Origin of the sequence: Alishewanella agri BL06 (assembly GCF_000272005.1) — a bacterium.
Classification (GTDB): domain Bacteria; phylum Pseudomonadota; class Gammaproteobacteria; order Enterobacterales; family Alteromonadaceae; genus Alishewanella; species Alishewanella agri.
This window is the reverse complement of record NZ_AKKU01000006.1, coordinates 13,800-40,512: the sequence shown is the minus strand read 5'-3', so window position 1 is coordinate 40,512 and position 26,713 is coordinate 13,800. Positions and strand designations below refer to the sequence as shown.

The following is a 26,713-nucleotide window of genomic DNA, read 5'->3' as shown; positions in this document are numbered from 1 at the left end:
CAAAATCATCCTGTTATTATAAAGCGGCACCGCGCAAAAACCGCTACCACCTGCCGTGTTTAGCCAGACATTAATCGCAAGCTCGTGTGCTGACCAAACCGGGGAATGATATCAATAACGAATATGCAGGCGCTTTAAGATAAAGCCGAGTAACCAGGCCGGGCCAATCAGCAAAAATGCCAGATCCTGAAAAAAAGACGGCTTTTTACCTTCTATTTTGTGACCAACAAACTGGAATACCCACATCACCACAAAGACCAATAATGACCACTGCCAGATCTGGAGCACACTTTGCTGCTCCAGGGCCCGCAACAGCGTAACTGCCGCCGCAGTAAAAATCGTCATACCGAGGCCAATACTAAAAGACAGTAAAAAGTAAAATACCAGCGCTGGCAGCACCAGCAATAAAGCCCAATTAATGCCCTGCTCAGCGAAGCCGGCAAAGGGCATAGGAATTTGCCACAACAAGCCCAGCACCGTGATATAAATGACAGGCACGGCAAACCAGTGGATCAGTTTATTAGTCGGATGTTGATGGCTTACCGCATACTCGCTAAACCATTGCTCGGCAGTTTTCATAGCAACCTCTTCTTCACGGGGCTTAGAGACAATTTACCTGACGGCACAAATTAACAGCAGCAACATAGCAAGGTCTGGCCAGTTACACAAGAGAACCTTATTGCGATTCATAGATCCCCTAATACCGGTGTTGGTTTGCGATTTTCATCCAGGGCAACAAAGGTAAAACTACCGGAAATAGCTTTATGCTGGTCGTCGTTGTACATATGCTCCACAAAGATATCGACCTGTACCTTGATACTGGTACGGCCAACATGCGCGACCCTTGCCACCAGCTCCAGAATAGTACCGGCCGGGATTGACTCTTTAAAATCGACCCGATCTGAACAAACGGTTACCAGTGGCTTGCGACAAAAGCGGGTGGCCGCGATAAATGCAGCTTCATCCATCCAGGCTAAGGCTTCGCCACCAAACAGGGTATTGTGATGGTTGGTACGGCCGGGAAACACCGTTTTAGTGACACGCGTAACCGCGTATTCGATTCTTTTTTGGATAAGCGCTTCATTTGCCATAACAAAACCTGCCGGTAAAATAAAAATGCTATTATACGGTAAGCCGTAACCTACTGCAGAACTGCCGGTGTATTTTCCGGTTATTTAACCGGCAGTTGCTCCGTTAGCCGGAATAAAACGTCATTTTGGCAGAGCAGACGGTAAACATCAGCGAACACAGCAAAGAGGTAGTATGAACAGCGTCCGTTATCAGGTGCAAATCAGCGATATCAGTGCCCATCAGCTGAGGGTGGAGTTACGTTTTATACCAAGCGCCAGCCAGCATGAACTCAGTTTACCGGCCTGGATCCCGGGCAGTTATATGATTCGCAACTTCGCGCGACACATAATGCAAATTAGCGCCCGCGATACAAGCGGCGAACTCGCACTGCAGCAACTGGACAAACAACGTTGGAATCTGGCCTGTCGACAACAGGAAGTTACGGTCAGTTATCTGATTTACGCCAATGATTTATCGGTACGCGCGGCTTATCTCGATGATGAAACGGCGATCCTTAATCCGGCTTGCTTGTGCCTGGCGGTTAGCGAGCAAACCCATTATCCGCAGCAATTTGAACTACTACGCCCAGAGTTTCACGTAACCGAAAACTGGCGGGTTGCGACCGCGTTACCTCGTGCTGAGGGCACAGCACTGCTGGATTTTGGTATTTATCAGGCCACGGACTATCAACAACTGATTGATAGCCCATTGCTGGTCGGTTTATTCACAGTACAGCAATTTGCGGTCGATGGCGTGCCACACTATCTGGTGGTGAGCAGCCAGAATCACTATGACAGCGAACGGCTGCTGGCCGATACCGAACAACTGTGTCAGGCACAGCGGGCAGTTTTTGGTGGTTTACCGGACGATTTACACCATTACTGGTTTTTACTCTGGATCACCGAACACGGTTATGGCGGTCTCGAACATAAAGACAGCACACTGCTGCTATGCAGCCGCCATGATTTACCCGCCAGACAAATGACGGCCCCCGATGACGCATACCAGACGTTACTTGGCTTAATCAGCCATGAGTATTTTCATACCTGGTGGGTGAAGCGCCTAAAGCCGGCCCCGTTTCATGCTTATCAGCTCTCGCAGGAACAATATACGCCACAGCTGTGGCTCTACGAAGGTTTTACCTCGTATTTTGACGATTTAGCCCTGATTAAAAGTGGCCGCATTAGCCAGCAAGCCTATTTGACCGCCTTGGAACAACTGGTTACGCGGGTTACGCGAAACCCTTCTGATAGCCGGCAGAGCCTCAGTGATAGTAGTTTTAACGCCTGGACCAAGTATTACCTGCAGGATGAAAATGCCCCGAATAGCATTGTCAGCTATTACGCTAAAGGCGCTCTGGTTGCGCTGGCAGTAGAGGCCGAGCTGCAAGCCAACAATAAGGACCTGAGTCGCTTCTGTCGTGATTTCTATCAGCATTATCTGGCAACGGGTACTGCAGATCGCAGTTTCTTCGACGCACTCAGTGCAGCGGGTTTTAAAGCGCTGGCCGCGCAGGTTGAAGACTGGGTTTACCGGGCACAGCCTTTGCCACTGGCCGACAGCTTTGCCAAACTTGGCTTAAATCTCAACTGGCGTAGCCCTCAGCACTTTGATGACACTCATGGCACACAGCAGCAAAACGCGCCAGCAACTCTCGGTTGTAGCCTGAAAACGCAAAACGGCCTGGTCACAATACAGCAGCTTTATCTTGACTCAGCAGGACATCAGGCAGGTTTGATGGCAGGCGATCAACTGCTGGCTATAGCCGGTTATAAAATTACCGACAAAAGCCTGCCACAGTTGTTAAAGCGTTTGCCTTATGGCTCGGAACAACCACTGACGATATTTCGTAAAGACCGGTTACTGACGCTGCCGCTCACCTTACAAGCTGCTAAAGCGCAGGTTGCGATGCTAAGTGTCGCTGATGACGCTAAATTACAGCGCTGGTTAACGCCATTGTCAGCCAACACCTAACCGATTCAATATTTTTACACTAAACGATAACGCCGGCAGTTGCCGGCGTTATCGTTAACCAGTTCTGTGCGTGATACCGGTTTAATTTAACGGAATACGTCTGGGTTCAGGCCGATCTGACGCTGGCAGCAACAATTGTGGATCCAGCCGCTCCTGAAACCAGTTAATGCGCCAGTCCAGATGCGGTCCTGTCACGCGGCCGGTGGCACCCACTTCGGCGATTTTTGTACCGGCTTTAACCGTATCGCCCACCGCGGCATGAAAGCGATGCAAATGCATAAAGGTGGATGTCACACCCATGCCATGGTCGATAATCAAGGTTAAACCGGAGAAATATAGATCTTCAGCCAGTAGCACCTTGCCATCCCAAGGGGCCAGCACCGGTGCGCCAACCGGCGCTGCAATATCCAAACCAAAATGCGGATTGCGTGGCTGACCGTTAAAAACCCGCTGACTGCCATATACCCCGCTAATCCGCCCTTCTGACGGCTGAAGTGGCGCACTTAAAAACAGGGTTTTGTCGGTAAAGGTTTGCCGCACCTCTCGTACACGTTTATTGTCGCGGGCGATGCGGGCCCTGACCTCTTGCGGTGGTTCAACATATTTTTGCTCGACACCGGTAATCCGTTGAATATCGTATTGCCGCGCGCTAAAGCTTAGTGGGATCTGCCGCTGTTCACCATGATGCTCAACGGTTAGCTGATGATTTAGTGTGGCATCACGGCCAATGCCAAATACCACATGTCCCTGTGCACTGACGGCCAGTGGTTTATCGTTAAACCACACTTTGGCCCCTGCCGGCACGGTGCCGCGGATCAGGCTACCCTGAGTCAAGTGCCCGTCCAGTATCACTTCAACAGCACTGAGCTGCGCCGGCAGCACCCCATTAAGGGCGCATAGCAACAGCGCCTTTCCCCACACCTTCATAAGCAACCACCTTATATGTCTGCTTGATATTCTGCGCTTTTAGCGTATCCGCAATAAAATCGGCCAGACACTCGACTGTGGTATCACAGGGCACAATTTCGCAATGCGCTTGCGGCATACAAAGCTCAAACCAGCCCTGCGATGCCTGATAACGGAAACTGTAGTCGGTTACTGCTGGCGTTAAATGCTGTAATTGCTGTGGCACAACGAGATCGCTTTGTGTACCCAGATAAATATCCTGCCAGCGCTCGGCCCATAATTTGTTTAGTTTTGGCGCCAGCATATTGTTTTCATAAATTTGAATGGTCGAACGATGGCCATGGGCAATCCGCTGACAGTTGCCATCGTGCTTTTTCAGACCATGGCTGTAATGATAATAGAAACCGCTGATCGCTTCCGGCCGCAGAGTCAGAACCAGCTGTTCGACATTAGCCGGCAATAATGGCTTGATCTGTTGCTGCAAAAATGCCGTTACAGTGGCTTCGTTGATTTCTGCACCAGGGATCACCGCAAAGGCTTGAGCCGGACACGCTAACTGGATCAGGCCGCGCTCACTCTGATAGCGAACAATGCTCAGGTCATCGCAGACTTGTTGACTAAAAGCCGGACAATCCGCTGCTACAGCTAATTTATGATCGACCAGACGGTCTATCGCCTGCTTAATGACTTTCTTGACCTTGCCAAAATCGAACACCATAGCCGTATCGTCCAGCGCGCCATGCAGCTCGACATCGACAATATAGCTCTCTCCCAGCATACCGCGCTGGCGATGCAGGTAAGAAAAGTCGATAACGGTGAGATCGCGGACAAATAAAATCATGCTGGGTTCCTGACTTGGCAAAAGAAGCTACCACGCAAAGCGTGTTATTAAACGGCAGCTATTATAACGCGAAGTGGCTGCAGCGTCACCGCTGCAGCATAATTCACCGGCTTAACGTTTATGCTCGTTTAGCCAGCTATTCAAAATGCCAATTTGGCCTAATTTATGAGCGGCATACATTAAACGAATGGCATTGCTTAATAGGGTACTATCGTTCCACTGGGTTTTTTCCGCAATTTCCTGATAGCACTGCAAGGCTTCCGGCGTTAAATAGCCGCGCAGCTCTTTTTTACCCGAACCTTTTTGCCGTTCGCGATAGCGCCGCTGTTTCTCAGCATTACTCAGCGCGCTGACCTTCTCATCACTCATAGCACCCTCAACTTATCCACAGCACTCCGGTACCGGTATGACCTCACACCAGATGCTGATGTCAGCTTAACTATACGGAAATTTGTTGCCACCTTCGCCAGTTATCTGCGATAAAATTGGTAAAGTTGTACAAATCGGACTTGTCTGGCGTACAGCTGTTCGCTAAGCTGACGCAGCTTTAATATTGGACTAAACATACATGACTAAGAATAGCTTTACAAAAGAAGATTTAATCGCTTGTGGCAACGGCGAACTCTTTGGCCCGGGCAACAGCCAGTTACCTACTGACAATATGCTGATGATGGACCGCATTATCCATATTTCTGAAGAAGGTGGTTTATATGGCAAAGGCCAAATCATTGCCGAACTGGACATCACCCCGGACTTATGGTTCTTTGGCTGTCACTTTAAAGGTGATCCGGTGATGCCAGGTTGCTTAGGTTTAGATGCAATGTGGCAGCTGGTAGGATTCTTCTTAGGCTGGTCAGGTGGTCCGGGTAAAGGCCGCGCGCTTGGCGTGGGTGAAGTGAAGTTTACCGGTCAGATTCTGCCAACGGCGAAAAAAGTCACTTACACCATCAATATGAAACGGGTGATTAAACGTAAGCTGTTTATGGGTATTGGTGATGGTGTGGTGAGTGTCGATGGTCGTGAAATCTATGCCGCAACCGATCTGAAAGTGGGTTTATTCCAGGATACGTCAAGCTTCTAAGCGCTTAGCCCCTTAAACCAGAAAGCCCCGCTAGTTGACGGGGCTTTTGCGTTACAGGCCGTAATCAGGCACCTTTGTTAAATAATCCGACATTCCTGTCTGCCATCGCTTCCCGCCAACCTCCTAGCCATTCTGAGCGGGCATCTAAACTCTGATAAGGGCAAATTTCTTTTGAGCGGCCAGTCACACCAGCACGGTAACCTTGAGCATGAGCACGTTCCAGACGATCACGTTTTTGTCTTTTCATACGGCAGTCTTCCTCAACTTTGTGTTTTTAACAATAACAAGGCTGCGCTTAGCACAACAATGTTACAGTTAATAGATAGCCAAGGCTTAGCAAAGGTTCAATGTTGATCTAACGAATAAAAGTCTTGACTTTCCCTAAGCGCATGAGATCTATTAAGAATTAGTGATATGCCGTTTTAGACGAAAATGCTATAAGGAATCGAATATTGATTACGGCAAACAAAAACCCCACCGGGATAACGCGGTGGGGTTTTGACGGTCATCAACCAAAGGGCGAGTGTTTATCCTTTAGCAAAGCGCCGACGGAATAATGGGAACATGGCAAGTAACAGCAACCAAACGGGCTGAAAGCTACCACTTTTGCGCTCATAGCGGGTATCTTCGCCATCACAATTGGCAGGCTGGCCATTAGCGATGGGTCTTAATTTCACCGCTGTGGCTTGTTCTTGCAACACTACAGAACCGTCTTCAGCTGTTTGTTGTTGACCCGTTGCATCTAACAGTGGCCGGCGTACCAAAGCGGTCGCCATAATCTCACCATTATCATTAATCGCTGTCGCATCAACCAAGGTGTAAGGCGCATCACAAGCGACTAAATCATTCAGATCACTAAAGGTGCCGCTTTGTGAATCATACAGAAACCCATGTAAACGGCGGTCAACAGTACCACCGATAATCACTTCCGCTCGACCAACAATTTGTCCTTGATTATTCATCGCTCTTGGCTCTGTACCCGAGCTATTAAAGAAGCCATCAACAAACGTCAGTTCATTAGCAGCCAAATCATAGGTAAAAAGTTTTGCCCGCACTGCACTGTTAATATTTTTGTATGCATAACCTGCGACTAAGTCCTGATTATTAATATCAACTGCGACGCTGGCTAACCATTCCGCGGGATCGACTATCGGTTTTACGTCATCCCCCTGATAAACAGTGGCATGTGGCGCAGTATAAATACGCCGGTACTCAAAACCAAAGTTATCGAAGAAACTTACTATGCGATCCTTATCGGAATACAAAGAGTGCCCTACCGCAATTCCGGCATCATTTATTGCATTTGCACGGCTGTAGTAGGTAGGAGTTGGATACTCCTCAGAGTTTGGCGCCAACTGCCCGGTTGCCTTGTCACCAAGGAAACCGTAAGTTTTGACTAAGCTCGCTGAACCATCGGTATTTAGCTGCCAGAGTGCGCCACGCTCATCATAGCCTTGTGGCAGCGAATCGACCGTTTGATACAGCCGAATTTGGCCAATTAAGGTGCTCAGACTAATACCACGACTAGACATCGCGAGGTTTTGACAATATTGCAATGGCTGCGAATTACCAGTACAGATGCCATTAATTGATGTTTTAATGGCATCGGTAACTCCGGCCGACGTAAAACCCACTACCTGGCCGTTATTATTGATATCCTGCGCCGCAGACATACCGCCGCCTAAATCAGTATAGGCCGGCGGTAATACAATGCGATTCGCGCCATCTAATACATACCCCAGCATATAGCCCGGCTCTGGTACCCAAGCTGTATAAGGCTGTGGAATAACCGGAATTTCAGGCTCTTCTGCTTCTTCTTCATCATCTTCTTCGACTGGCTCTGGCACCGGCGTAAAATTCAGTTTGGCGGCCGGTGCGGTCGCTATAGCGGCAATCTGGCCACTATTATTCACTGCATAAGCAAATTCAGTGTTAGTGCGGCTACCATTAAGATCACGTACTACCAGTGGAGCCACCAAGCCATTTTGTGACTGATTAAAGATCCGGCTAACACCAATTGGCTGATTACGAACTGACGGATTGTTCGCCAAATAACTGACTAAAATATTGGTCACCGCCGCATCAATATTGCCATTTTTTGCATTTTCCAACTGCTCTTCAGTCAGTAAGCTTTTGATCGTTTCGCTTTCAAAATCCAGCGTATCTAGATCTAATGTAATATCCAGAAAAGTGCTGCCATTGGTCACAACGGCGCCCTGTAAGGTTGCAGCAGCGCCGCTGGTGGCACGGACTTTATTATTGGTATCTAATTCAACAATCTGATACACCGCGGCTTGCGCCGAGAGCATGGTCAGCAACGGCAATACTGCTAAGCTGATCGGTGATAATTTCATTAACGGGCCCCTAAAAATTTACGATATTGCGGCTTCTAATTCTTCCCAGCGCTGATACGCCTGCGCCAGCTTCGACTCGGTTTCTTGGATTAGGTTCAACCTTTGCTGGGTGTAGTCTGCGCTGTGCTTAAAAAAGTCGGCATCATTCACTTCAGTCTGTAAGGCGCTAAGCTGCTGATCCAGGCTTTCAATCAGCGCCGGCAGCTGCTCTAATTCACGTTTCTCTTTGTATGATAACTTCTTAGCGCTGCTAACAGAAGCCTGCACCGGTTTTTCCTGCGCATTAGTTTTAACTTCGGCTACCGGCTCGGCTTTTTTTGCGGTGAGATCAGCGCCCTGCTTCGCTTGCCAGTCCAGCACATCGTCATAACCGCCGGCAATTTCAATAATCCGGCCCTGGCCAGCAAACAGCAGTGAGCTGGTCACGGTATTGTTAACAAACTCGCGGTCGTGGCTGACCAGCAAGACGGTGCCCTGATACTGCTCCAGAATATCTTCTAACAGCTCCAGCGTTTCCACATCCAGATCGTTGGTCGGTTCGTCGAGGATCAGTAGGTTGCTGGGTTTAGCAAATAGCTTGGCCAGTAATAAGCGGTTTTTCTCACCACCGGATAAGGCGCGTACCGGTGTGCGGGCCCGCAGCGGTGGAAATAAAAAGTCTTGCAGATAACTTAGTACATGCCGGCTTTGGCCATTTAAGTTAATCTCTTGCTTACCGTCGGCGACGTTATCCTGCACCGTCGCATCTAAGTCGAGCGCCATCCGGTGCTGATCAAAGTATGCTACTTCCAGATTAGTGCCACGCTTGATCTCGCCACTATCTTGCTGATAGTCGCCTAATAACAGCTTAATCAGCGTGGATTTACCGACACCATTGGGGCCCACTAAGGCCACACGATCCCCACGCATTACCAGTAAGTCGAGGTCGCGAATAACCGGTACACCATTAAAGGCATGGCTGAGTTGTTTGGTTTCAAACACCAGCTTGCCGGATCGCGCCGCTTGCTCAATCGCAAAATCGACCTTGCCTAACTGCTCTACCCGCGCCGCTCGCTCACGGCGTAGCGCTTTTAACGCTCTCACCCGGCCTTCGTTCCGGGTGCGGCGGGCTTTAATACCCTGGCGGATCCAGACTTCTTCTTCAGCCAGTTTTTTATCGAACAGCGTATTAGCTTGCTGTTCGTCTTCCAGCATTTTTTGTTTGCGATCCAGATATTCCTGGTAGTTACCCGGATGTGAGGTCAATAAGCCACGGTCAAGATCGATAATCCGGGTGGCTAAAGCACGGATAAAGGCGCGGTCGTGTGAGATAAAGATAATGGCGCCGGCAAAGCTCTTTAAAAAGCCCTCCAGCCATTGAATTGCAGCCACATCCAAATGGTTGGTCGGCTCATCCAGTAATAGAATATCGGGTTTGGCAATTAACGCCCGTGCCAGCGCAGCTTTGCGTAACCAGCCGCCAGATAAGGTGGATAAACTGGCGTTACCGTCCATATCAAACTGCTGACACAGCATCTCAACCCGCGCTTCTAAGCCCCAGCCATCGCGGGCGTCGAGCTCACTTTGCAAGCGTTCAAATAACCGGTACTCAGCATCGCCGGCACCGTCCAGATTCTCAGATAAGGTATAAAACTGCTGCAGCTTTTCTGCTAAATCACCGGCACCTTCACGGATAAAGTCGGCAATTTTCACGTCCATTTTGGCTGGCGGGTCTTGCTCTAAGCGGCTTAGCACCACGCCGTTCGTCATCACAATTTGGCCATCATCCAAATTTTGCTGACCGGTCAGCAATTTTAAAAAGGTCGACTTGCCGGCGCCATTACGGCCAACCAGACACACCCGCTCACCGGTAAATAAACTAAAATCCACCTTATCCAGTACCGGGTGGGTACCAAAGGCCAGGCAAGCCTGCTGAAAACGTAATAACTCCACGTTACCCTATCCTGCTTTAATCGGTTGTTGTCAGATCCAAAGCGGCTAGCCAGCTGACTAACGCACTTTGATCAAAAGGCCAATACAATAATTGTTCCTGCCCCTGCGCATCACTGGCTGCCAGCACCGGAATATGCACCCGAAAACGGGCAAATAACGCCTCATCATCGACGATATCCCGTACCTGCAGTTTATCGGCCAGGCCAGCTCGCTGCACCAGGGCTTCGGCCTGTTCACACAGATGGCAGCCCCAGGTGCTGTATAGGGTTAAATCACTCATGGCCGGGTTAGCTCAAAACAGACATGAATATGCGGGTTGCGCTTAAAATCTTCCGGTAAGGTCGCAGCCGAGATATCTTTCACCTGCCAGCCGGCTTCCTCCAGCGCCGCGTAATCAAGCTTAAAGCGCCGCTTATTATTAGAGAAAATCACCTTAGCGCCCGGTGCCATCTTGCTAATCAACATATTCAGTAATTTGACATGATCGCGCTGCACATCCCAGCTATCTTCCATCCGTTTCGAGTTGGAAAAGGTTGGCGGATCGACAAAGATCAAATCAAATAAATTCCGGCTGCGGGCGAGCCACTGTAAGCAATCTGCCTGTTCAAACTGGTATTGTTTACCATTAAGACCGTTCAGCATAAAGTTGCGTTTAGCCCAATCCAGATAGGTATTGGACATATCAACGGTAGTGACACTGGTCGCACCGCCAATAGCCGCATGCACCGAGGCACTGCCAGTGTAGGCAAACAGGTTTAATACCCGCTTACCCTGCGCTTGTTGCTGCAGCATACGCCGGGTAATACGGTGATCTAAAAATAACCCGGTATCCAGATAATCGCGCAGGTTAACCCAGAACTTAGCGCCATACTCTGACACTTCTTTATACTGGCCGGCTTTAGCCAGTGCCTGATACTGGTTAGTACCCTTTTGCTTTTCCCGCACCTTCAGGATCATCTTATCCGGGCTAATCCCCAGCACTGTTGGTACCTGATTCACCACATCGAACAAGCGCTTCTGGGCAATTTGTTCATCGACGGTGCCCGGCGCGGCATATTCATGCACGACCACTTCGCCGTCATACCAATCTACCGCGACGTTATATTCCGGAATATCGGCATCATATAAGCGATAGCAGCTTAAGCCTTCGCGTTTGGCCCATTTTTGAATGGCTTTTACGTTTTTCGCCAGCCGGTTACCAAAGGCGCTGCTCTCACTAAAAAACAGCGCTGGCGCGCTGGAGCTTACCTGCACCTGCTTTTCTGTGAGGTCAAACAGCGTGAATTCACAGTCCAGCGGGCCGTTACTAAATTTGTAGCTCTTGGCTTTAGATAAGCGCAGTGCACGCAGTAAGTCGCTGTTCGAGGTAATAATTGCCAGGCGCCAGCCCTGATAGTGGGTTTTTAGCGCCAGCGAGAAATTACTGTAAAGCGGGATCAGTGCCGGCAGATCGCCCAAGCGCTCGCCATAAGGCGGGTTAGTCACTATCACACCCGGGGTATCCGTCACGGCGCCTTTTAACGCAGTGGCATCGGCATAATCAAATTTGATTAGGCTTGCCACGCCGGCGCGGGCCGCATTTTGCCGCGCTTTACTCAGGCTGCGCTCGTCAGTATCGGTACCCCAAAACTGGATAGTGTCGCCCGCGGGCAAGGCCTGCGCTTTAGCATCGGCTTTTAATTGCTGCCATACCGCGGCCCGAAAACCCGGTGCCCGCTCAAAGGCAAAGCTTTCCCGTGCCAGTCCCGGCGCCTGATTCAGGCTGATTTGCGCCGCTTCAATTAAAATAGTGCCGCTACCGCAGAACGGATCGTACAAAGGGGTACCGACAGTCCAGCCAGAGCGCTTTAATAAGGCTGCCGCTAAATGCTCTTTTAACGGTGCCTCGCCCTGCCCGGTACGGTAACCGCGTTGATGTAACGATGGGCCTGAGAAATCCAGCAGGAAGTGAAAATGCTGTTTATCCAGACGTACCTGAAACCGCACATCGGGGTTTAAGCGATCCACATCCGGCCGATCGCCGGTTTCTTCGCGAAACTGATCGACAATGGCGTCTTTTAAGCGCATGCCGCCATATTGGGTATTATCAATTTTGGGATGCTTGCCAACACAGTCGACGGCTAAGGTTTGCCGCACCGACATTAACTGGCCCCAGTCGATATTACTGGCGATCTGATACAGATCCGACTCGGCAGTAACCGGCTCCGACTGAATTAAGCGCAGGATCCGTGTTGCCAGACGTGACCATAAACATAGGGTGTAGGCCGTTTTAATATCGGCCTTAAAGCGTACTACGCCCATTGAGACCTTTAACACTTCACCCTGATAACTGCGGATCTCATCCGCTAACAGCTCTTCCACGCCCTTAGACGTTAAAGCCCAAAATTCCAGCATTGCAGCAAACCTTAAAATAAAATGGCCGCTAGTATAGCAGAATCGACAACCCTGGCGCCGCACTTTCTCAGCGTTGCGGCCAAGGTTATTTCAGCGCAGCCTGGTAAGCATTTAGGGAGCAATAGCAGCAACAAACCGCCGCTTTGCTTAGCAAATAGGCAACCGAACCAAATAAGCGAAATTAACGCTTGCGTATGTAAAGCGAAAGCTCTAAGATGCGCCCCGCAATGACGGACGCGGGATGGAGCAGCCTGGTAGCTCGTCGGGCTCATAACCCGAAGGTCGTCGGTTCAAATCCGGCTCCCGCAACCAAATTGATTGTGACAAGTGATGATAGAAAGTCGCCCTCGGGCTCCTCTTTATAACCACGGGGCGAAGGTCTAAATCCGGCTCCCGCAACCAAATTGATTGTATAAAACAACCAAACATTGCAGACAACTTATTACAACCACTGCTCAGTTGTAATAACACGGACGCGGGATGGAGCAGCCTGGTAGCTCGTCGGGCTCATAACCCGAAGGTCGTCGGTTCAAATCCGGCTCCCGCAACCAACTTAAAGGCCAGCATTTAGCTGGTTTTTTTGTATCTAAATTTCGGGAACCCGAAGGTCGTCGGTTCGCTTTTCATAAACAGCAGGGCTACCGCAACCAACTAAGCCGACTATTAAAGTCGGTTTTTTTGTTTTAAGACCTCGGGAACCCGAACGTCGTCGGTTCGCTCTCCATAAACAGCTGGGCTCCCGCAACCAACTAAGCCGACTACAACGCGCCCGTCTCCGGTATGCTTACCGTACCAAAGACGCGATCTTACTTTGCCTTTACTACAACAAAATCTTAATCAATACGCGGAATAATTCCGTGTAAACGTTCGATATCCCCCTCTCCCACGCCCAGTCTGGCAAAATAGCTAGGCCACTCACTTACTAAATCCTGCACCTGCGATATCAGTTTTCTGGCTTTTACCGTTTTTAACCCAAAACGGCTGGCATGACTGAGTAAGTTTTCTGCACTACCGAACCGGCCCGAGGCGCCAACGGCGCAGATAGCTTTTACCATAACGAAACTCACCATAGCGGCGTGCAGGATCCAGTGTTACCACACCGCAAATCACCGGTGAATCTTCCAGGCCATCAATAAAGACGTAAGCTTGCTCAAAAATCATTCGACAGCTCCGGCTTCGGCCCCGCCACGCTAGCACTGATCAAATTAGAGGCTTCTTTCATCGCCTCTTGCATTTTATGCCCAATCTTTTCATCCAGCGCAGCTAAGCTCTCGTTACTTTGGCGGGTAAAGTCTTCGATATTTGATAGGCTTTGCTCAGCAGTAATACGCGGATATAAATAGTCAACCTCATTCTGGAACGAACTGATGGCAGAACGAATATTACGCTCAAGGCATTTTTCAAAAAAGTTAAACAGCACACTGATAAACACACCCCCAGACTGAGGTCATAAAGGCTATCGATGCCCCACCAATCATGCCGAAAATACCGTGGGTTAGATCACCTACGCTAGTATTAGCAGGCTGAAGCTCCCTCAGAGATTCAAGACCAAGCTGCAAGCCTACAAAAGTACCTATAACACCAATAGCCGTAAGAAAACCTGGTACTGCAGCTAACAAACGGTTTTCGGTTAAGCCGCGTGAGATAGTGTGAGTATTAAAAAAGTGAGCGGCATCAAGCGTATTGCAAAGGCGTTGCTTTTGCGGAATATGCACCAGAGACTCATCAAACTCCCGCCATAGTCGGCCATAAGTCTGATTTTGTAAGGCGGTATTGATTAACTCACGGCGCTTATCTAATAATTGCTCAACCGTAAGCCCTTTTAATAAACGCTTATAAAAACTCAAATGACGACTTGCTCTAATGTAGTTAACAAGCGACATTGCTGAAAAGATGATGGCTAAAGCAAAAAGCGCCGCAACAAACGCCGCACTTAAGCCCTCAGCTGAGGTAAAATCGCCAGCCAACAGCCTGGAAAACTCAGGCCATAATTTTATTAAACTATAATTAGTCGTTTCCATATTGCTTTCCAAGCTCATAACTCCGTACCAAGTGCTCTAGTAATGGGTGTATTTGTTCAGACCTGCACAGGCCGAACACCTGATAATGCCTCATCCTTTCACTGTTCTACTTCTTGTTGTTACAGTTGTACATATACCTGCGGTTGTTCCGTTGCTTCTGGCTTTTCTCCAGCCAGAAACTTGTGGTAACCCACTATAGGTTCTGCTGACAAAACCATCGTCATACCAAGCAAAGCTCTCGCCTGCGATCGAGTAAACTGCTCAGCGCCATGCGCACCCTGTTGGCATACGTTTTTTAGTTGCTCTCTATATTAATTAGAGTTTTTACTACCTTAAAAAGGGCTTCCTATAACATTAGTGTTGCCAAAAACCTGCTCAAGCACGCTAATGGATTTCTCTGACAATTTCTGTGTAAAAAGCAGCGTAAGGTTATGTTTAGCTCTGGAACAACTTACATAAAACAAGTTTCTACTTCGTTCAAATGTCTCTTGTTTTCCCGCTGGTACGCCGTCCTGCAACCATGTAAGCATTTGATCCCAGTTGTAATGATTCCAGCCACGTCCACAAACCACCAGAACATTATCGAATTGAGCACCTTTTACCCCATGCTTTGTCGAAAAAGGTGTTTTGTCATTTATATATTCAGCCAGGTTTGAAACCTCGCTGTATTGAACTGCCCGCAACTTGCTAATCTTCTCTACAAAACTCAACTCGTCAGCAGTCAGTTCAGCTGCAGGCTTCGCTGATAGTATTTTGTAACGACTTTCAGTATCTGAAACCTTCGCTGGAACTCTAGGCACATTGGTTGACATTAATAAATCTAAAACATCACCAATACTGGCATTCGCTCTTCGCTGCATTAGTTCAGAAAGGTTTGTAATCCACTTGGTTTTGTCCATTTGCGACGTTAAGTAAGATCGGCTTTTCTTTTTTATCTGAAGTAATTCACCATACTTTCTATGCTGGAAAGCAAAAGCGGTCGATTCAACAACATCAACGAAAAACTCAATATATTTGTCATTTTTCTTCAGATAGTCATCCGTATATTGAAAGCAATTCGCTAGGTTTATAAATTTTTGCTCAGCAGCTATCAAGTTATTGGTCAGAAAAAGTATTTTTGTTTTAGATGAATACATATCCCAGCCCTGTTCGACCATTAATGATTTGGTTTGCTGAATAAATTCCCTAGATTCATCTTCTGGAAGATCGTCCTTCCAATGACCTCCTGTTTGCCTGACTCCTTGCCAATCATTCGAATGATAAATTTTTATTGTTCCCTGAGAGTTTGGATCTGATTCAGCCTGCGGTAATTCAGGGCGCATACGATTCAGGCATTCAACAATATTTTTATCTGAACGGAAATTTGCTCGTTTGCCAATCTCTGTAATTTTCCCGGCAGGGCTCACAATCAATCCACATGCTTTAGAGCCATAAATTTTTTGCCAATGATCGCCAAAGAACCCAATAACAACTCCAGAGTCATTATCAATCAGGTTATGCACAATGCTTGCAGCAAGTTCAGTATCTGTATCTTGATACTCATCGATGAAAATAAACGGGAACTTACTTTTCAATAATTTCTGAAATTTAGGAAATTCCAACATACGGGCCATAAGGGCAACTACGTCATCGTGATGTAGTGATATTTCATTATCTTTTATGGACGCAAACCCTAAATCGTACTTTACAGTCTGGCGATGTATCCCAACTGATTCTGAAATTCTTTCATGCCATTTCCCCCCCAAAGTAGGGATAAGTTCCCTTAATTTTTCTTGATAATTTTGCAAAATACTCCAGCTAAAGGCGTGAATAGTATCCGCAAAAATCATCGGGTTATTATCCGTTCTAGTCTTAATTTCGTCTTTGGCCACGTTGGTATAAGTAATACACGCTACCTGCTTTCCAACTGCAGCAAACTCATTGGCACGAACAGAAATTAGGTATTTAATAGACTCGATTAACGAATATGTTTTTCCCGCGCCAGCCCCAGCCTCCAATCTGAAGCATTGCCCCTGTTCAATACAACGTCTTACATTTTCAAGTGTCTCAGCTGATGCTCTCTGCGCTGGGTTAAGCGGCGTCATGGCTGCACATCCTCAACAACATTAGGCGTCTGATCCAACCACGCCAAACCCTCTTGTATGTATTTTGGGACGAGCCAATCTGTAGATTTAATACAGTAATCAATCGCAAAATCAGCTTTGCTCTTTTTGCCTATCTCCTTTGCCGTCTTAAAAACTGCACTTTCAAGTGCATCACCCGTTAGGTTATCAAGTTTAAACAATTGGCTATTTGCCAGAATAAAGGCATCTTCAAAACTGCGGCCACATAAACCACTTGCATCTTCATTTATCTGATACGCAATCCGTCGACACCCATGAATTTTTGAATCTGAATCTCTAGCACGAATGGCCGCCAAATCAGAGTAACCATCCCCACCAAACCATTTTGAAATCCCTACGTTACTTGACCTGTCCCCCTTGCTTACCATTACTCCAGAATGATTTTGCTTTGAATCTACTGAATCAAGATCAGTTATAAAGAGGGTCTTCAGCTCAAGAAAATCAATGAATTTATAGAAATGATGCGCATAAGCCCCACCAATTTCTACAACGGATAGGTATTTTTGTTTCAAGTTAGTCCCTGTCGTGGAATCCACTTTTTTGATCATTTCAGGCAACAGTATTCTCTCTGTTGCCCCTTCAACAAGAATGGCCCGGTCAGCAAAATACAAATCGCACTTTGTTAGCGTCAGATATTTATGCAAGAACTCTTTATCATTTGCATCCTCAGGACTGCGAAAAGCAATTCCAAGGTCTTTAACCCTAGTTTCATCTCCATTTTTTGAGAGGAAATATCGAATTTTGCTAAAATCAGCTTCATTAGCAATATGGGACGAATGGGTGCTCACAATAAATTGCACTGGCCACACTCGCTGATCATTTAACTCCCTCTGGAATTGCCCAACAATAAGCTCAAGTTGCCGAATGAACACTTCCTGCATTTGCGGATGAAGATGAGCTTCGGGCTCTTCAATAAAAATGACATGTCCCTTCGGAGGCGTTTGATAGCTTTGAAACTCGCGGAAGTACTCGTAAATGCGGAACAAAATGAATATTAAGTTCCGCATCCCTAAACCATTATAGGTTTCAGGCAAAGTAAAGTGATCGTCACGCTGGTAATAGACTCTTGTGTGGCTTTCCAACAGTGACTTCACATTAAGGTCAGTTGCAGCACTTAAGTTAGGATCATGCAGCCCCGGATAACCAAAAATATTTAAGGTTGGCAGTAGTGCCTGAACTTTTTGTTGAAAGTCAGTATCTACTCTCTGTTGCAGCTCTTCGACAACAGTATTGATCTCATTCGATTGAGCTTTAAAAGCCTCCGGCGCACCAACACTGCTCGAACTTTTGAATATGTTACCTAACGACTTACCCAGCACATCACGTTCATTATGCGTTTCGTCATCTAAACCTCGTTGAGCATTTATGAGCCCCGATAGCAGTAACTTTTTAAAGGATGCAAACTCAACACGAATTTTGTTGCCTAGGTTAGTTGGTTCTATAGCATAGACGACAGCTTCGTAATAACGCTCAATACGCTTTCTAAGCTCAGAGAAATACTGCTTGCGGTTTTCGTTGTCGAGCTGGCTAAAAAATTCAGCAATCTTGCCATCTTTTAATTGGTATGAAACCAGGATAATCGTATCAAACAACTTATCATCAAAATCGATTATAAAATCGCCCAAAACACCATATTCATCAGCATTATCACGATAATTAACCTGAAGCTCTAACTCAATCGTTGGAAGCATTGGCCTAACAGCATCTTCTTCAGCGCCACTCCTTACAGCATTTAACGCTTCTTCAAAACCTTTCAGGCAAGATTGGTTGAAATCTTCGTAACGGACCTTTGGCCCTGAAGGGTTCAGAAAACTACGAAATGCCTCAGCAAATGACGTTTTCCCAGTGTTGTTGCGCCCAACAATTAGTGTTGTTTTATCATCTATTGAAAACGAGACATCCTTGAGCAAACGATAGTTCTTAATGCGCACATTTTTAATTTTCATTTTTCATCCCTGAAATGAGTTTATAGTTTGCCGGAAAAAGCTTTTTGGCTGATTGCTGCAAACAAACTTTCAGCATGTACAAAGCCACAATCTAAAAAGAGCTTTGAACCTCTATATGTTTGTACAATTTTTGAGAACTTTTCCTGAAGTGCTTTAGGCGGCAATGGAAACTCAAGTGCACCTAATATTTTTTGATTTATGTTTTGAATATTTGCTCCTTGTCCTCCTTTCAGCATCGTTTGCTTCATGGACGGAGTCCGGAATAAATAATTTAGATATTCAGAAGCTACAGAATCATCTTCAATTCGATAACGGATACAAAAGCTACTAAAAGTTAACGGCTCTCCGTCAGGATATATAGTAATACAACGACCAACCAATTCTTTATTGCCGTTTGACCTAACAAATACCAGATCGCCATTTTCAAGTAGATAATCTTTCCCAGGCAACGAATCTAACGTAACACTCCCTAACGAACCAATATCATCTATAGTGCTCAATGATTTAAAATCACCAACACCCAAATATCGCAGAGAGTGTCCGGATTCTCCTTTACCAAAGTTGAGACCGTTTTTAAAGCTACCATGTGCAGTCACCGATGATATTGCCCAGCCTTTTGGATTCATCACCGGATCGCCAAACATCTCCAGAAACACGGCGTGTAGGAAATTGTCGGCGAGTTGGATGGCTTGCTGGCGTTTGCGGCGGATGGCGTCGGCTACGTCCAGAATCGTGGCAATACGTTTTTGCTCGGCTAGTGGTGGCAGTGGGATTTCTGCGTCTGTCAGCATTCCCAGCTTGATGTATTTAATCACCCCACCGATACTCAATTCACGAAGGCGTTCAACATACTTATCCATAAAATGAAAAAGATATCGTGTACATAAAATTTCATCTGATAGCGATGTAACTACATATGTTCTCTGATAAGCGTTGAATTTGCCGTTGTAATGCTTAACATTAAGGTCGCCATTACCAGCTATCAAGATTGCATCACAATCAAACGCATATGAATTGATTCTCAAAGGCTCGCGAGAACAAGTAAAGAAAGGATATAAGCCTTGTATATCTGCTGCATTTGCATCGAGCTTACCTGTTTTAATAGCAACCAACGTACCTAGCTTTACTATCTGCCAACTCACAGCATGTCCTCCAGCTCATCCAGATCAGCCATAATCTCGCTTTCCAGCGCTTTAAGCTTTTTCAGAATGAGCTTAGGGTCTTCATATTGCTGCTCGGCATACACCACTTCTTTATAGCGGTTTATCGACAGGTCAAATTTATGCTCGATTATATCTTTGGCGTCTATCACAAAGGCTTTTTGTGTTTTATCGCCAAAGAGTTTTTGAATATCACCCTCTTCAGCATTGCTTTCAACCAGTTGGCGGTACTGCTTCCATTTGGCAATGGCATCGGGCAGGTCGTTACAGCCCTCGCCTTTTAGCTCGGTGCGTCTGTCATCCAGTGAGTAACCATCGGCTTGCAGGTCGTAAAACCACACCCGCTCGGTCGTGCCACCTTTGGTAAAAAGCAATATCGCCGTGCTTACCCCGGCATAGGGTTTAAAGACACCGCTTGGTAAGCTGACGATGCCTTCAAGCTGGTTATTTTCCAACAACTCCTGGCGTAATTGCTGGTGTGCTTTGGATGAACCAAACAGCACGCCGTCGGGTACGATTACCGCGGCGCGGCCGCCAAGCTTAAGCGAGCGCAGAATGTGTGCGACAAACAACAGCTCGGTTTTCTTGGTTTTAACCAAACCTAGTACATCGGGGTTGGTGTTGGTTTCGTCTAGGCTGCCTTTAAATGGCGGGTTGGCCAGAATAACGTCGAAGAAGTTTTCTTCCTGGCGTGGGTAATTCTCTTTAATCGACTTACTTAAGCTATCCTGATACAGAATATTGGCACCATTAACACCGTGCAGCGCCATGTTCATGCTTGAGACGCGCAGCATGGTGGTGTCGAAATCAAAACCCCAAAACATCTGTTTGTTAATATGGTCACGGAACGGCTCTAATTTGTCTCCGGTGTAGTGCTTATTGCCGTCTTCATCGGTAAAGGTGCCAGCCTCGCTGGAATGCACCCGGTTAAGATATTCCATAGTGCGGGCTAAAAAGCCTGCGGTGCCGCAAGAAGGGTCGCAGATAACATCAGTTGGCTGCGGGTCCATCAGCTCGATCATGGCATCAATAATATGCCGTGGCGTGCGGAACTGGCCATTTATACCGGCCGTCGTGAGCTTACTTAACAGGTATTCGTATATATCGCCTTTTACATCGCTTTGCGTTAGCGGCAAGGCATCTACCATTTCTATGGCGCTTACCAATACCGACTCGTTTTTTATCTCAAGATCGGCATCTTGCATATACTCGCCAATGTGACCAAGCGCCTCTATAGCGCTACCCTCTTCGCCCAAACCGTTTTGCTGATCAGACTTTTTACCCAGCGTGGCAAAAAATGGAAACACCTGCTGCTTTAAATGGTTTTGCAGCTCTTTACCGCTTTTTTGCTTAAAGTTTTTCCACCGCAGCAGTTGGCCTTCTGGTGTATTGGGGAAAATACGCGAAAAGGCTTTACCGGTTCGGTTAGCTTTGCGTTCGGCCATGTCTTCCTGCATATCCAGCATGCGGGCAAACATCAGATAACTGATTTGCTCGATAACCGTAAGCGGGTTAGTGATACCGCCGGTCCAGAACTTTTCCCAAAGTTTGTCGATATCGTTACGAATGTGGCCTGTTAGCATTTAGTTGTTCTCAATTTCAGTTTCTTGGATGTCATCAGCACTGGCATCCTTAATTTCAGTTTGTGTCTCAGCAATCAGCATTTGCTCTGCTGCAATAAAGTCGATTTCAAGCGCCGCTTTATCGGCAAAATAGCTTGGAAGTTCACCTTTGATAGCCGGTGCAAGATTCTTAAACTCGCCAACTTGCTTTACCAAGTTACCCTTACCACTAACCAATTGGTTTTCAGCCATGGCATAAGCATCAGAAGCGGTGTCCAAACCTTTCTTAATCCGTTCAAAGCTTCCAAGAAAGGTGTTTAATTTTTTAAATACTGCTTCCGCTTTGTTCGCTAAAGCTGCAGTGTGTTTGTTTTGATCTTCATAGCGCCATAACTGACGCACTATGTTAAGACTGGTTAGCAGCGTGGTTGGAGTCGCAACCAAAACATTATTTTCTATCGCCTGTTGGAATAACGTTTCGTCAGCTTTTAGCGCTTCAACAAATGCCGACTCAATAGGGATGAACATAAATACCATTTCTGGCGAGTTTAAACCTGGCAACTTGTAATAATTGCGATCGGCTAACTCTTTAATGCGGCTACCTACAGCGTGAACATGCTCTTTCAAAGCTTGAGACCGCTCCAGGTCATCTTCCGAATTAACGAAGCGAGTATAAGCATTAAGTGACACTTTGGCATCGATGATCAAATGCCTGCCCTGTGGCAAATACACCACGGCATCAGGTCTTTGACGGCCCTCTTCCGAAGTAAAACTCACTTCACGTTGATAATCTTTTCCAAGCTGCAAACCAGAACGATCCAGCACGTTCTCAAGAACTAATTCACCACAATTTCCTTGTAATTTTTTCTGTCCACGCAAAGCCGTTGATAGCTCATGCGCTTCTGTGGTGATTTTCTGATTAAGTTCTTTCAGTGATTCTAGCTCTTTGCGCAACTCACCTTGCTGCGTAGTTTCACGGTGATGTATTTCCTGTACTTCTTTTTTGAAGCTATCAATTGACTGTTGAAATGGACTCATAACCGAACTTAACGTCAGCTTGCTGCTTTCCTGCAATGACTTAGTCTTAGCTTCTAATATTTCATTCGACAGAACTTTAAATTGCTCAGCTAAGCTCTGCTTCTGCTTCTCAAAATTGGCTACTTCACGAGCATGGCTAGCTTCTCGTTCGTCTAATTCTGTTTTAAGTTGAGTATGTGCTTTCACCAAAGCTTGATGTTCAGCTTGTAACGTTTCATTCCGCTGTTTTTCTGCCATCAGGCTTTCTCTTTGTTCTGCGAAATGTTTTCGAGCTTCTTCCAATTTACTACTCAAGGACTCCGTTGCTTTGCCCTCTTCCGCCAATAAATCTTTTAGCTGATTTACTTGTAACCGCTCTTGCTGCAAACCCTGCTCCGATTTATCTAAGCGGCTACGTAACTCCTGAACCTGCTCTTTAAGACTGCGGTTATCTGCCTGCGCCGTTTCCAACAGTTTCTCCGCATTATGATGCTGCGCTCTTACAACTTCTAATACCTGACTTTGATTGTTGAATTCATTTTTACGGTCACCAAGCTCTGCGGTTAGACGCTGCTCGGTGCTCTCCGCAGCACTAAGCTGGGTTTGTAGCTTGCTCTCTGACAATTCTTTTTGCCGCAGCGCATCATCTGCCTGGCCCAGTTTTAGCTGTAGCTGCTGGTTTTGGCTATTGGCTTGCTCCATTGCTTGTTGGGCTTGCTGCAACTGCACGTTTAATGCGGCAACCATACTGCTAGCAACTGCTTTGGCGATAAAATATCCCAGCGCCAGTAACACTATGGCGGCAATAACTGCCATTACGATCAGGCTTGTTGTCCATTCAATACTCTGCATTGTCACTCCTGTGAAGCGATAGGTTGGTTTGATGTTATTGGCGGTACAGTTTGCATAAAGGGTTTAAGCACAGAAATTAAATCGGTAATGTCGTCAGCAGCAAATACGCCATCGATACCCTCGTGCGATACAGCAGTAAAGGGGGCGTCATACAGCTTTTCAATGACAATACTGCCATGCTGCGCGATATACGTTTTTAGCAGGTTCATAAAATTTACCTGCTTTGCTGTTAAGCTCGGGTGGCTGTGCAGGAACCGTTTAAAGTGTTCCTCTATGGCTTGCACATCTACCCCAATCATTTCCCGTACTGTGATATGCAGCTCTTTGGCGGTTCTGCCATAAAACTCGTTTAGCACTTCAAGGCTGACGCCTGGGTGGCTGGTGAGTATGGTTGAGGTAAGGCTTTGCAGCTCGTGCTCAGCAATAGGCTCGCCTTTACGGATTTTTTGCAATGTCGGGTTAGCGGCAATCATTTGCTCTAAAATGGTTTTTAGCCTTCGCCGGTATAACATGGCCTCGTCTGCACCAGCAATTTTCACTTCTCGCACAGCTTCTTTTATCCCACCATCCAGGGTGCGGGTTGTGGCAGTTTCATAAAACGGGCCGGTGCCTGGTTGGCGGTACTTCATAATGCCACGCAACTCTTCCCGAACATGTTCTAGCGAAGGAATACTGGGGTTTTGCCAGAATGCGCCACTGCGTACTTTGGCAATAATTTCATCTTTTTGCCGCACAGCCTGAATATTGACGGCCAATTTATCCAGATCAGCTAATAATTCGTTGCGGCCATCTGCGAAGCAGCTGGCTTGCTCTACCATGCAGCGCTCTATAGTGGCCATCAATTTATCTAACTGCGTTGCATGCTTATCACGCAGTACGCGAGCCGACATTAAGGGAGCAATGTCGTTTAGCAACAGATGCAGGGTTTTCGCATCCAGCTTGTTTAGTAAATCGGTTTGTTGTAGTTGATGAACGATACGCAATTTCCGCCTAACTGCGACACTGTTATCGGGTAGATCATTGATATCTGCCCGCAACAAGGCCACTGCGGCATCAAATGCTTCGGCATGATTATGTTTTAATGCCGCCTGTGCCAGCGTTAAACGTGCTTCGAAGGTGGATTGTAGTAAAGATTTTCCACCGGTATCTTCAGGCTCCTGATATTCCTGCTCGAAAAACTCAAAGTTGCCGTAATGGTCGAAAATCAGAAATTCTGTTTTGTGCTTACCCGGGCCAAACAAATTTTGCCGCAACCGAGTGCCACGGCCAATCATTTGCCAGAACTTCACCCAGCTTTTAACCGGTTTAGCAAAAACCAGGTTGACTACCTCGGGTACGTCGATGCCGGTATCGAGCATATCTACCGAAATGGCGATGCGAAAATCGTTATCGGCCTTTTTAAACTCTTTAATTAAACTTTCAACATGCGGAATATCGTTATGGATAACCTTGCAAACCTTTGCGCCATATTGTGGATATAACTTTTCACAGAATAACTTGGCTAAATGTTCAGCATGGTCTTGGCGCTGGGCAAAAATAATGGTTTTCCCAACCAGGGAGCCGGTTTCATCTTTGATGCCATTGTTGATCAGGTTTTCAAGAATGATACGATCCGTATCTTCACTGAAAATTTTCCGGCCGATATCTTTACCCGCTATGGTTGTTTTTCGCGCTTCGTCTTCGCCCAAATCTTCTTCTAATTGACGCTGTTGCTCTGTAGTTAGCTGGCTATAGTGAATACCGTCACGCAAAAAATCCGTAGTAAGATCTTTTACCCGAAACGGCACCAGATAAGGTGGCTCGTTATTAATAGCGGCATCCAGGCCAAACTCAAAGGTAGGATCGGTGGCTTCGCAATCAAAAATATCAAATGTATTGCGGCTAATAAACTTCACTGGCGTTGCGGTTAAGCCAACCTGTAACGCATCAAAGTACTCGAATAAGTCGCGGTATTTATTGTAAATACTACGATGTGACTCATCAGCAATAATCAGATCAAAAAAACCAACATCCAGCTGGGCGAAACGGTTCATCATGCCAGGGTAAGTAGCGATATATACCCTGGCGCTTTGATCTATTTTATTCGTTTCGCCAATGACACAGCGTGGCTCTGAGGGTAAGTTTTGTTTAAATGCATCGTCAGCTTGTACCCGTAACTCTTTGCGATCACAGAGGAACAGCACACGTTTGGCCCAACCGGTTCTAAGTAATAATTCTGCCAGAGCAATGGCAACACGGGTTTTGCCTGTGCCAGTAGCCTGAATGATTAATGCTTTACGTCGCTGGTTCTGAAAATGTTCGGCTACGGTTTTTATCGCTTCAATTTGATAAGGCCGATCGGCGATGTTTAAATCTGGGTTAAAACGCTCTAACTCTGCAGCGCGGTAGTTTCGCTGGTAAATCAAATAATCCAGGCTGTCTTTGCCATAAAAGCCATATACCGGCCGGTAGGTATTATATTGGGTATCATCCCAGATAAAGGTTTCATAACCATTGGTATAAAAGATAACCGGCCGTTGATACCCCATTCGTTCAAGTGAGTCTGCATACATGCGCGCCTGCTCACGCCCAGCCTGTAAACTGGTGTTACCCGACTTTTTCGCCTCGACTACCGCCAATGGCTGGCCGTTGTCGGCCCACAACACATAATCGACAAAGCCTTTTCCGCTTGGGTTATTGGGAAAGTCGACCTCAACTTCTTGCCCGACCTTTTCCGGATCAGAGACATCCCAACCCGCTTGTAATAGCATGGCATCGATCATTAATGCCCGGGTTTTTGCTTCACTCCACTGCAGGCTATCAGCCACTTGCTGGCTTTGCTGCTTCTGCCGTTGCAGTACAGGTTTAGGCGGTAAGCCAATTTTATCGGCATTTTTAGCGCGTTCGGCATCCAGTTTTTCAAAAACCTTTTCCAGATCTTCTTGCTGCTTTTTCAGCTCTTTTTCGTACTCAAATACCGTTTTTTGCAGCTGAATAAGTGTTTTGCTCGGATCTGGCACCTCGGCAAAGCCGGGTAATTGATTTTGATCTTTACCGTAATATTTTACCGCCAGGTAAATGGCCAGTTGATGAGCAGTACGCAGCGCCATTTGTGCATTTTGTATCTCCCCTTCAGCACCGTGGGCGGTATCGTTGCCTTTAACCCTTATAAAGTTAATTTGGTAGATGAGGGATTTACTTACACAATCTTCAAAAACGGGGCTTTTCAGCAGTTCATAAAAACTTGCCTGCGGCATACGCGGCAGCAATTCTTCTTTATAAATGGTTTTGGTGAGTTCTTCAGCAAAGCTACGCAGGCGCACTAATGTGCTACCCGGATCGATATACAACACTGCTTCAGCTAAGGCGCACAGGTTTGCCAGGTTGTCGTTTTCTGGTCTTAAAAATTCAAAATTGGTTGATATCATCTTTTGCATTTTTCCCTGTTAGTGTCGGCTTGGGCATTAGCTTAAGTTGTATACTGTAAACTGCCGCACAAA

General features: G+C 46.8%; 22 protein-coding genes and 2 tRNA genes. 4 read left to right on the top strand and 20 right to left on the bottom strand.

The window, feature by feature from the left end; all coding sequences use genetic code 11:
• Window positions 1-111: 111 nt before the first annotated feature.
• Together AGRI_RS02815 and AGRI_RS02810 are read right to left on the bottom strand one after the other, a co-directional pair.
• Window positions 112-579: an Mpo1 family 2-hydroxy fatty acid dioxygenase gene (locus AGRI_RS02815; protein WP_008983493.1), complete on the bottom strand. Its 468-nt coding sequence runs from the start codon at window positions 577-579 to the stop codon at window positions 112-114.
• A 107-nt stretch (window positions 580-686) separates the two neighbouring features.
• Window positions 687-1,091, bottom strand: a complete 405-nt coding sequence (locus AGRI_RS02810; RefSeq protein ID WP_008983492.1) for an acyl-CoA thioesterase — start codon at window positions 1,089-1,091, stop codon at window positions 687-689.
• 172 nt (window positions 1,092-1,263) lie between these two features.
• Between AGRI_RS02810 and AGRI_RS02805 the strand changes: the two genes are divergently transcribed.
• Complete coding sequence (locus AGRI_RS02805) at window positions 1,264-3,045, top strand: M61 family metallopeptidase (RefSeq protein WP_008983491.1); 1,782 nt, start codon at window positions 1,264-1,266, stop codon at window positions 3,043-3,045.
• Window positions 3,046-3,126: 81 nt separating this feature from the next.
• Here the strand turns inward: AGRI_RS02805 and AGRI_RS02800 are convergent, their stop codons facing one another.
• From AGRI_RS02800 to AGRI_RS02790, 3 genes are all read right to left on the bottom strand, one after another.
• Entirely contained in the window at window positions 3,127-3,972 is an 846-nt protein-coding gene (locus AGRI_RS02800; protein ID WP_008983490.1) for a M23 family metallopeptidase, read from the bottom strand.
• Entirely contained in the window at window positions 3,932-4,792 is an 861-nt protein-coding gene (locus AGRI_RS02795; RefSeq protein ID WP_008983489.1) for a 6-pyruvoyl trahydropterin synthase family protein, read from the bottom strand. Before AGRI_RS02795 ends, AGRI_RS02800 begins: the two co-directional genes overlap by 41 nt.
• A 111-nt stretch (window positions 4,793-4,903) precedes the next feature.
• The gene (locus AGRI_RS02790; RefSeq protein WP_008983488.1) at window positions 4,904-5,161 is read right to left on the bottom strand and encodes a hypothetical protein; all 258 of its coding nucleotides are present in this window, start codon (window positions 5,159-5,161) and stop codon (window positions 4,904-4,906) included.
• 199 nt (window positions 5,162-5,360) lie between these two features.
• Between AGRI_RS02790 and fabA the strand changes: the two genes are divergently transcribed.
• Window positions 5,361-5,873, top strand: coding sequence for a bifunctional 3-hydroxydecanoyl-ACP dehydratase/trans-2-decenoyl-ACP isomerase (fabA, locus tag AGRI_RS02785; protein ID WP_008983487.1), 513 nt, complete (start codon window positions 5,361-5,363; stop codon window positions 5,871-5,873).
• A gap of 64 nt (window positions 5,874-5,937) precedes the next feature.
• Here the strand turns inward: fabA and rmf are convergent, their stop codons facing one another.
• The 5 genes from rmf to rlmKL all read right to left on the bottom strand — a co-directional run bounded on the left by rmf (window position 5,938) and on the right by rlmKL (window position 12,553).
• On the bottom strand, window positions 5,938-6,120 hold the full coding sequence (rmf, locus tag AGRI_RS02780; protein ID WP_008949194.1) for a ribosome modulation factor: 183 nt from the start codon (window positions 6,118-6,120) through the stop codon (window positions 5,938-5,940).
• A gap of 280 nt (window positions 6,121-6,400) precedes the next feature.
• Window positions 6,401-8,227: a DUF3466 family protein gene (locus AGRI_RS02775; protein ID WP_008983486.1), complete on the bottom strand. Its 1,827-nt coding sequence runs from the start codon at window positions 8,225-8,227 to the stop codon at window positions 6,401-6,403.
• 18 nt (window positions 8,228-8,245) lie between these two features.
• Window positions 8,246-10,159, bottom strand: a complete 1,914-nt coding sequence (uup, locus tag AGRI_RS02770) for an ATP-binding cassette ATPase Uup (RefSeq protein ID WP_008983485.1) — start codon at window positions 10,157-10,159, stop codon at window positions 8,246-8,248.
• A 16-nt stretch (window positions 10,160-10,175) separates the two neighbouring features.
• Window positions 10,176-10,439 carry a glutaredoxin family protein gene (locus AGRI_RS02765; protein ID WP_008983484.1) on the bottom strand — a complete coding sequence of 88 codons (264 nt, stop codon included), beginning with the start codon at window positions 10,437-10,439 and terminating at the stop codon, window positions 10,176-10,178.
• A complete protein-coding gene (rlmKL, locus tag AGRI_RS02760) occupies window positions 10,436-12,553 on the bottom strand; it encodes a bifunctional 23S rRNA (guanine(2069)-N(7))-methyltransferase RlmK/23S rRNA (guanine(2445)-N(2))-methyltransferase RlmL (protein ID WP_008983483.1) in 2,118 nt (705 codons plus the stop codon). Before rlmKL ends, AGRI_RS02765 begins: the two co-directional genes overlap by 4 nt.
• A 235-nt stretch (window positions 12,554-12,788) precedes the next feature.
• Here rlmKL and AGRI_RS02755 point away from each other — a divergent pair.
• Together AGRI_RS02755 and AGRI_RS02750 are read left to right on the top strand one after the other, a co-directional pair.
• Window positions 12,789-12,865 (top strand) — tRNA-Met (locus AGRI_RS02755).
• A gap of 162 nt (window positions 12,866-13,027) precedes the next feature.
• Window positions 13,028-13,104, top strand: a tRNA-Met gene (locus AGRI_RS02750).
• A 282-nt stretch (window positions 13,105-13,386) separates the two neighbouring features.
• Here the strand turns inward: AGRI_RS02750 and AGRI_RS16490 are convergent.
• The 10 genes from AGRI_RS16490 to AGRI_RS02715 form a co-directional block, all read right to left on the bottom strand.
• Window positions 13,387-13,608 carry a hypothetical protein gene (locus tag AGRI_RS16490; protein ID WP_156808351.1) on the bottom strand — a complete coding sequence of 74 codons (222 nt, stop codon included), beginning with the start codon at window positions 13,606-13,608 and terminating at the stop codon, window positions 13,387-13,389.
• Window positions 13,562-13,714: a hypothetical protein gene (locus tag AGRI_RS16485; RefSeq protein ID WP_156808350.1), complete on the bottom strand. Its 153-nt coding sequence runs from the start codon at window positions 13,712-13,714 to the stop codon at window positions 13,562-13,564. Before AGRI_RS16485 ends, AGRI_RS16490 begins: the two co-directional genes overlap by 47 nt.
• Window positions 13,704-13,973: a hypothetical protein gene (locus tag AGRI_RS16615; protein ID WP_202800780.1), complete on the bottom strand. Its 270-nt coding sequence runs from the start codon at window positions 13,971-13,973 to the stop codon at window positions 13,704-13,706. The genes AGRI_RS16485 and AGRI_RS16615 overlap by 11 nt, the downstream gene beginning before the upstream one ends.
• Window positions 13,963-14,592, bottom strand: coding sequence for an anti-phage ZorAB system protein ZorA (gene zorA, locus AGRI_RS02745; protein WP_202800779.1), 630 nt, complete (start codon window positions 14,590-14,592; stop codon window positions 13,963-13,965). The genes AGRI_RS16615 and zorA overlap by 11 nt, the downstream gene beginning before the upstream one ends.
• Window positions 14,593-14,906: 314 nt before the next feature.
• Window positions 14,907-16,658, bottom strand: coding sequence for a UvrD-helicase domain-containing protein (locus AGRI_RS02740; RefSeq protein ID WP_008983482.1), 1,752 nt, complete (start codon window positions 16,656-16,658; stop codon window positions 14,907-14,909).
• A complete protein-coding gene (locus tag AGRI_RS02735; RefSeq protein WP_008983481.1) occupies window positions 16,655-18,643 on the bottom strand; it encodes an AAA family ATPase in 1,989 nt (662 codons plus the stop codon). Before AGRI_RS02735 ends, AGRI_RS02740 begins: the two co-directional genes overlap by 4 nt.
• 20 nt (window positions 18,644-18,663) lie before the next feature.
• Window positions 18,664-19,785, bottom strand: a complete 1,122-nt coding sequence (locus tag AGRI_RS16160; protein ID WP_008983480.1) for a restriction endonuclease subunit S — start codon at window positions 19,783-19,785, stop codon at window positions 18,664-18,666.
• On the bottom strand, window positions 19,782-21,386 hold the full coding sequence (locus tag AGRI_RS02725; protein ID WP_008983479.1) for a type I restriction-modification system subunit M: 1,605 nt from the start codon (window positions 21,384-21,386) through the stop codon (window positions 19,782-19,784). Before AGRI_RS02725 ends, AGRI_RS16160 begins: the two co-directional genes overlap by 4 nt.
• Window positions 21,387-23,234 carry a DNA recombination protein RmuC gene (locus tag AGRI_RS02720; RefSeq protein WP_008983478.1) on the bottom strand — a complete coding sequence of 616 codons (1,848 nt, stop codon included), beginning with the start codon at window positions 23,232-23,234 and terminating at the stop codon, window positions 21,387-21,389. It abuts the gene before it with no gap.
• A 2-nt stretch (window positions 23,235-23,236) separates the two neighbouring features.
• Window positions 23,237-26,641, bottom strand: a complete 3,405-nt coding sequence (locus tag AGRI_RS02715; RefSeq protein WP_008983477.1) for a type I restriction endonuclease subunit R — start codon at window positions 26,639-26,641, stop codon at window positions 23,237-23,239.
• Between the last annotated feature and the right edge of the window lie 72 nt (window positions 26,642-26,713).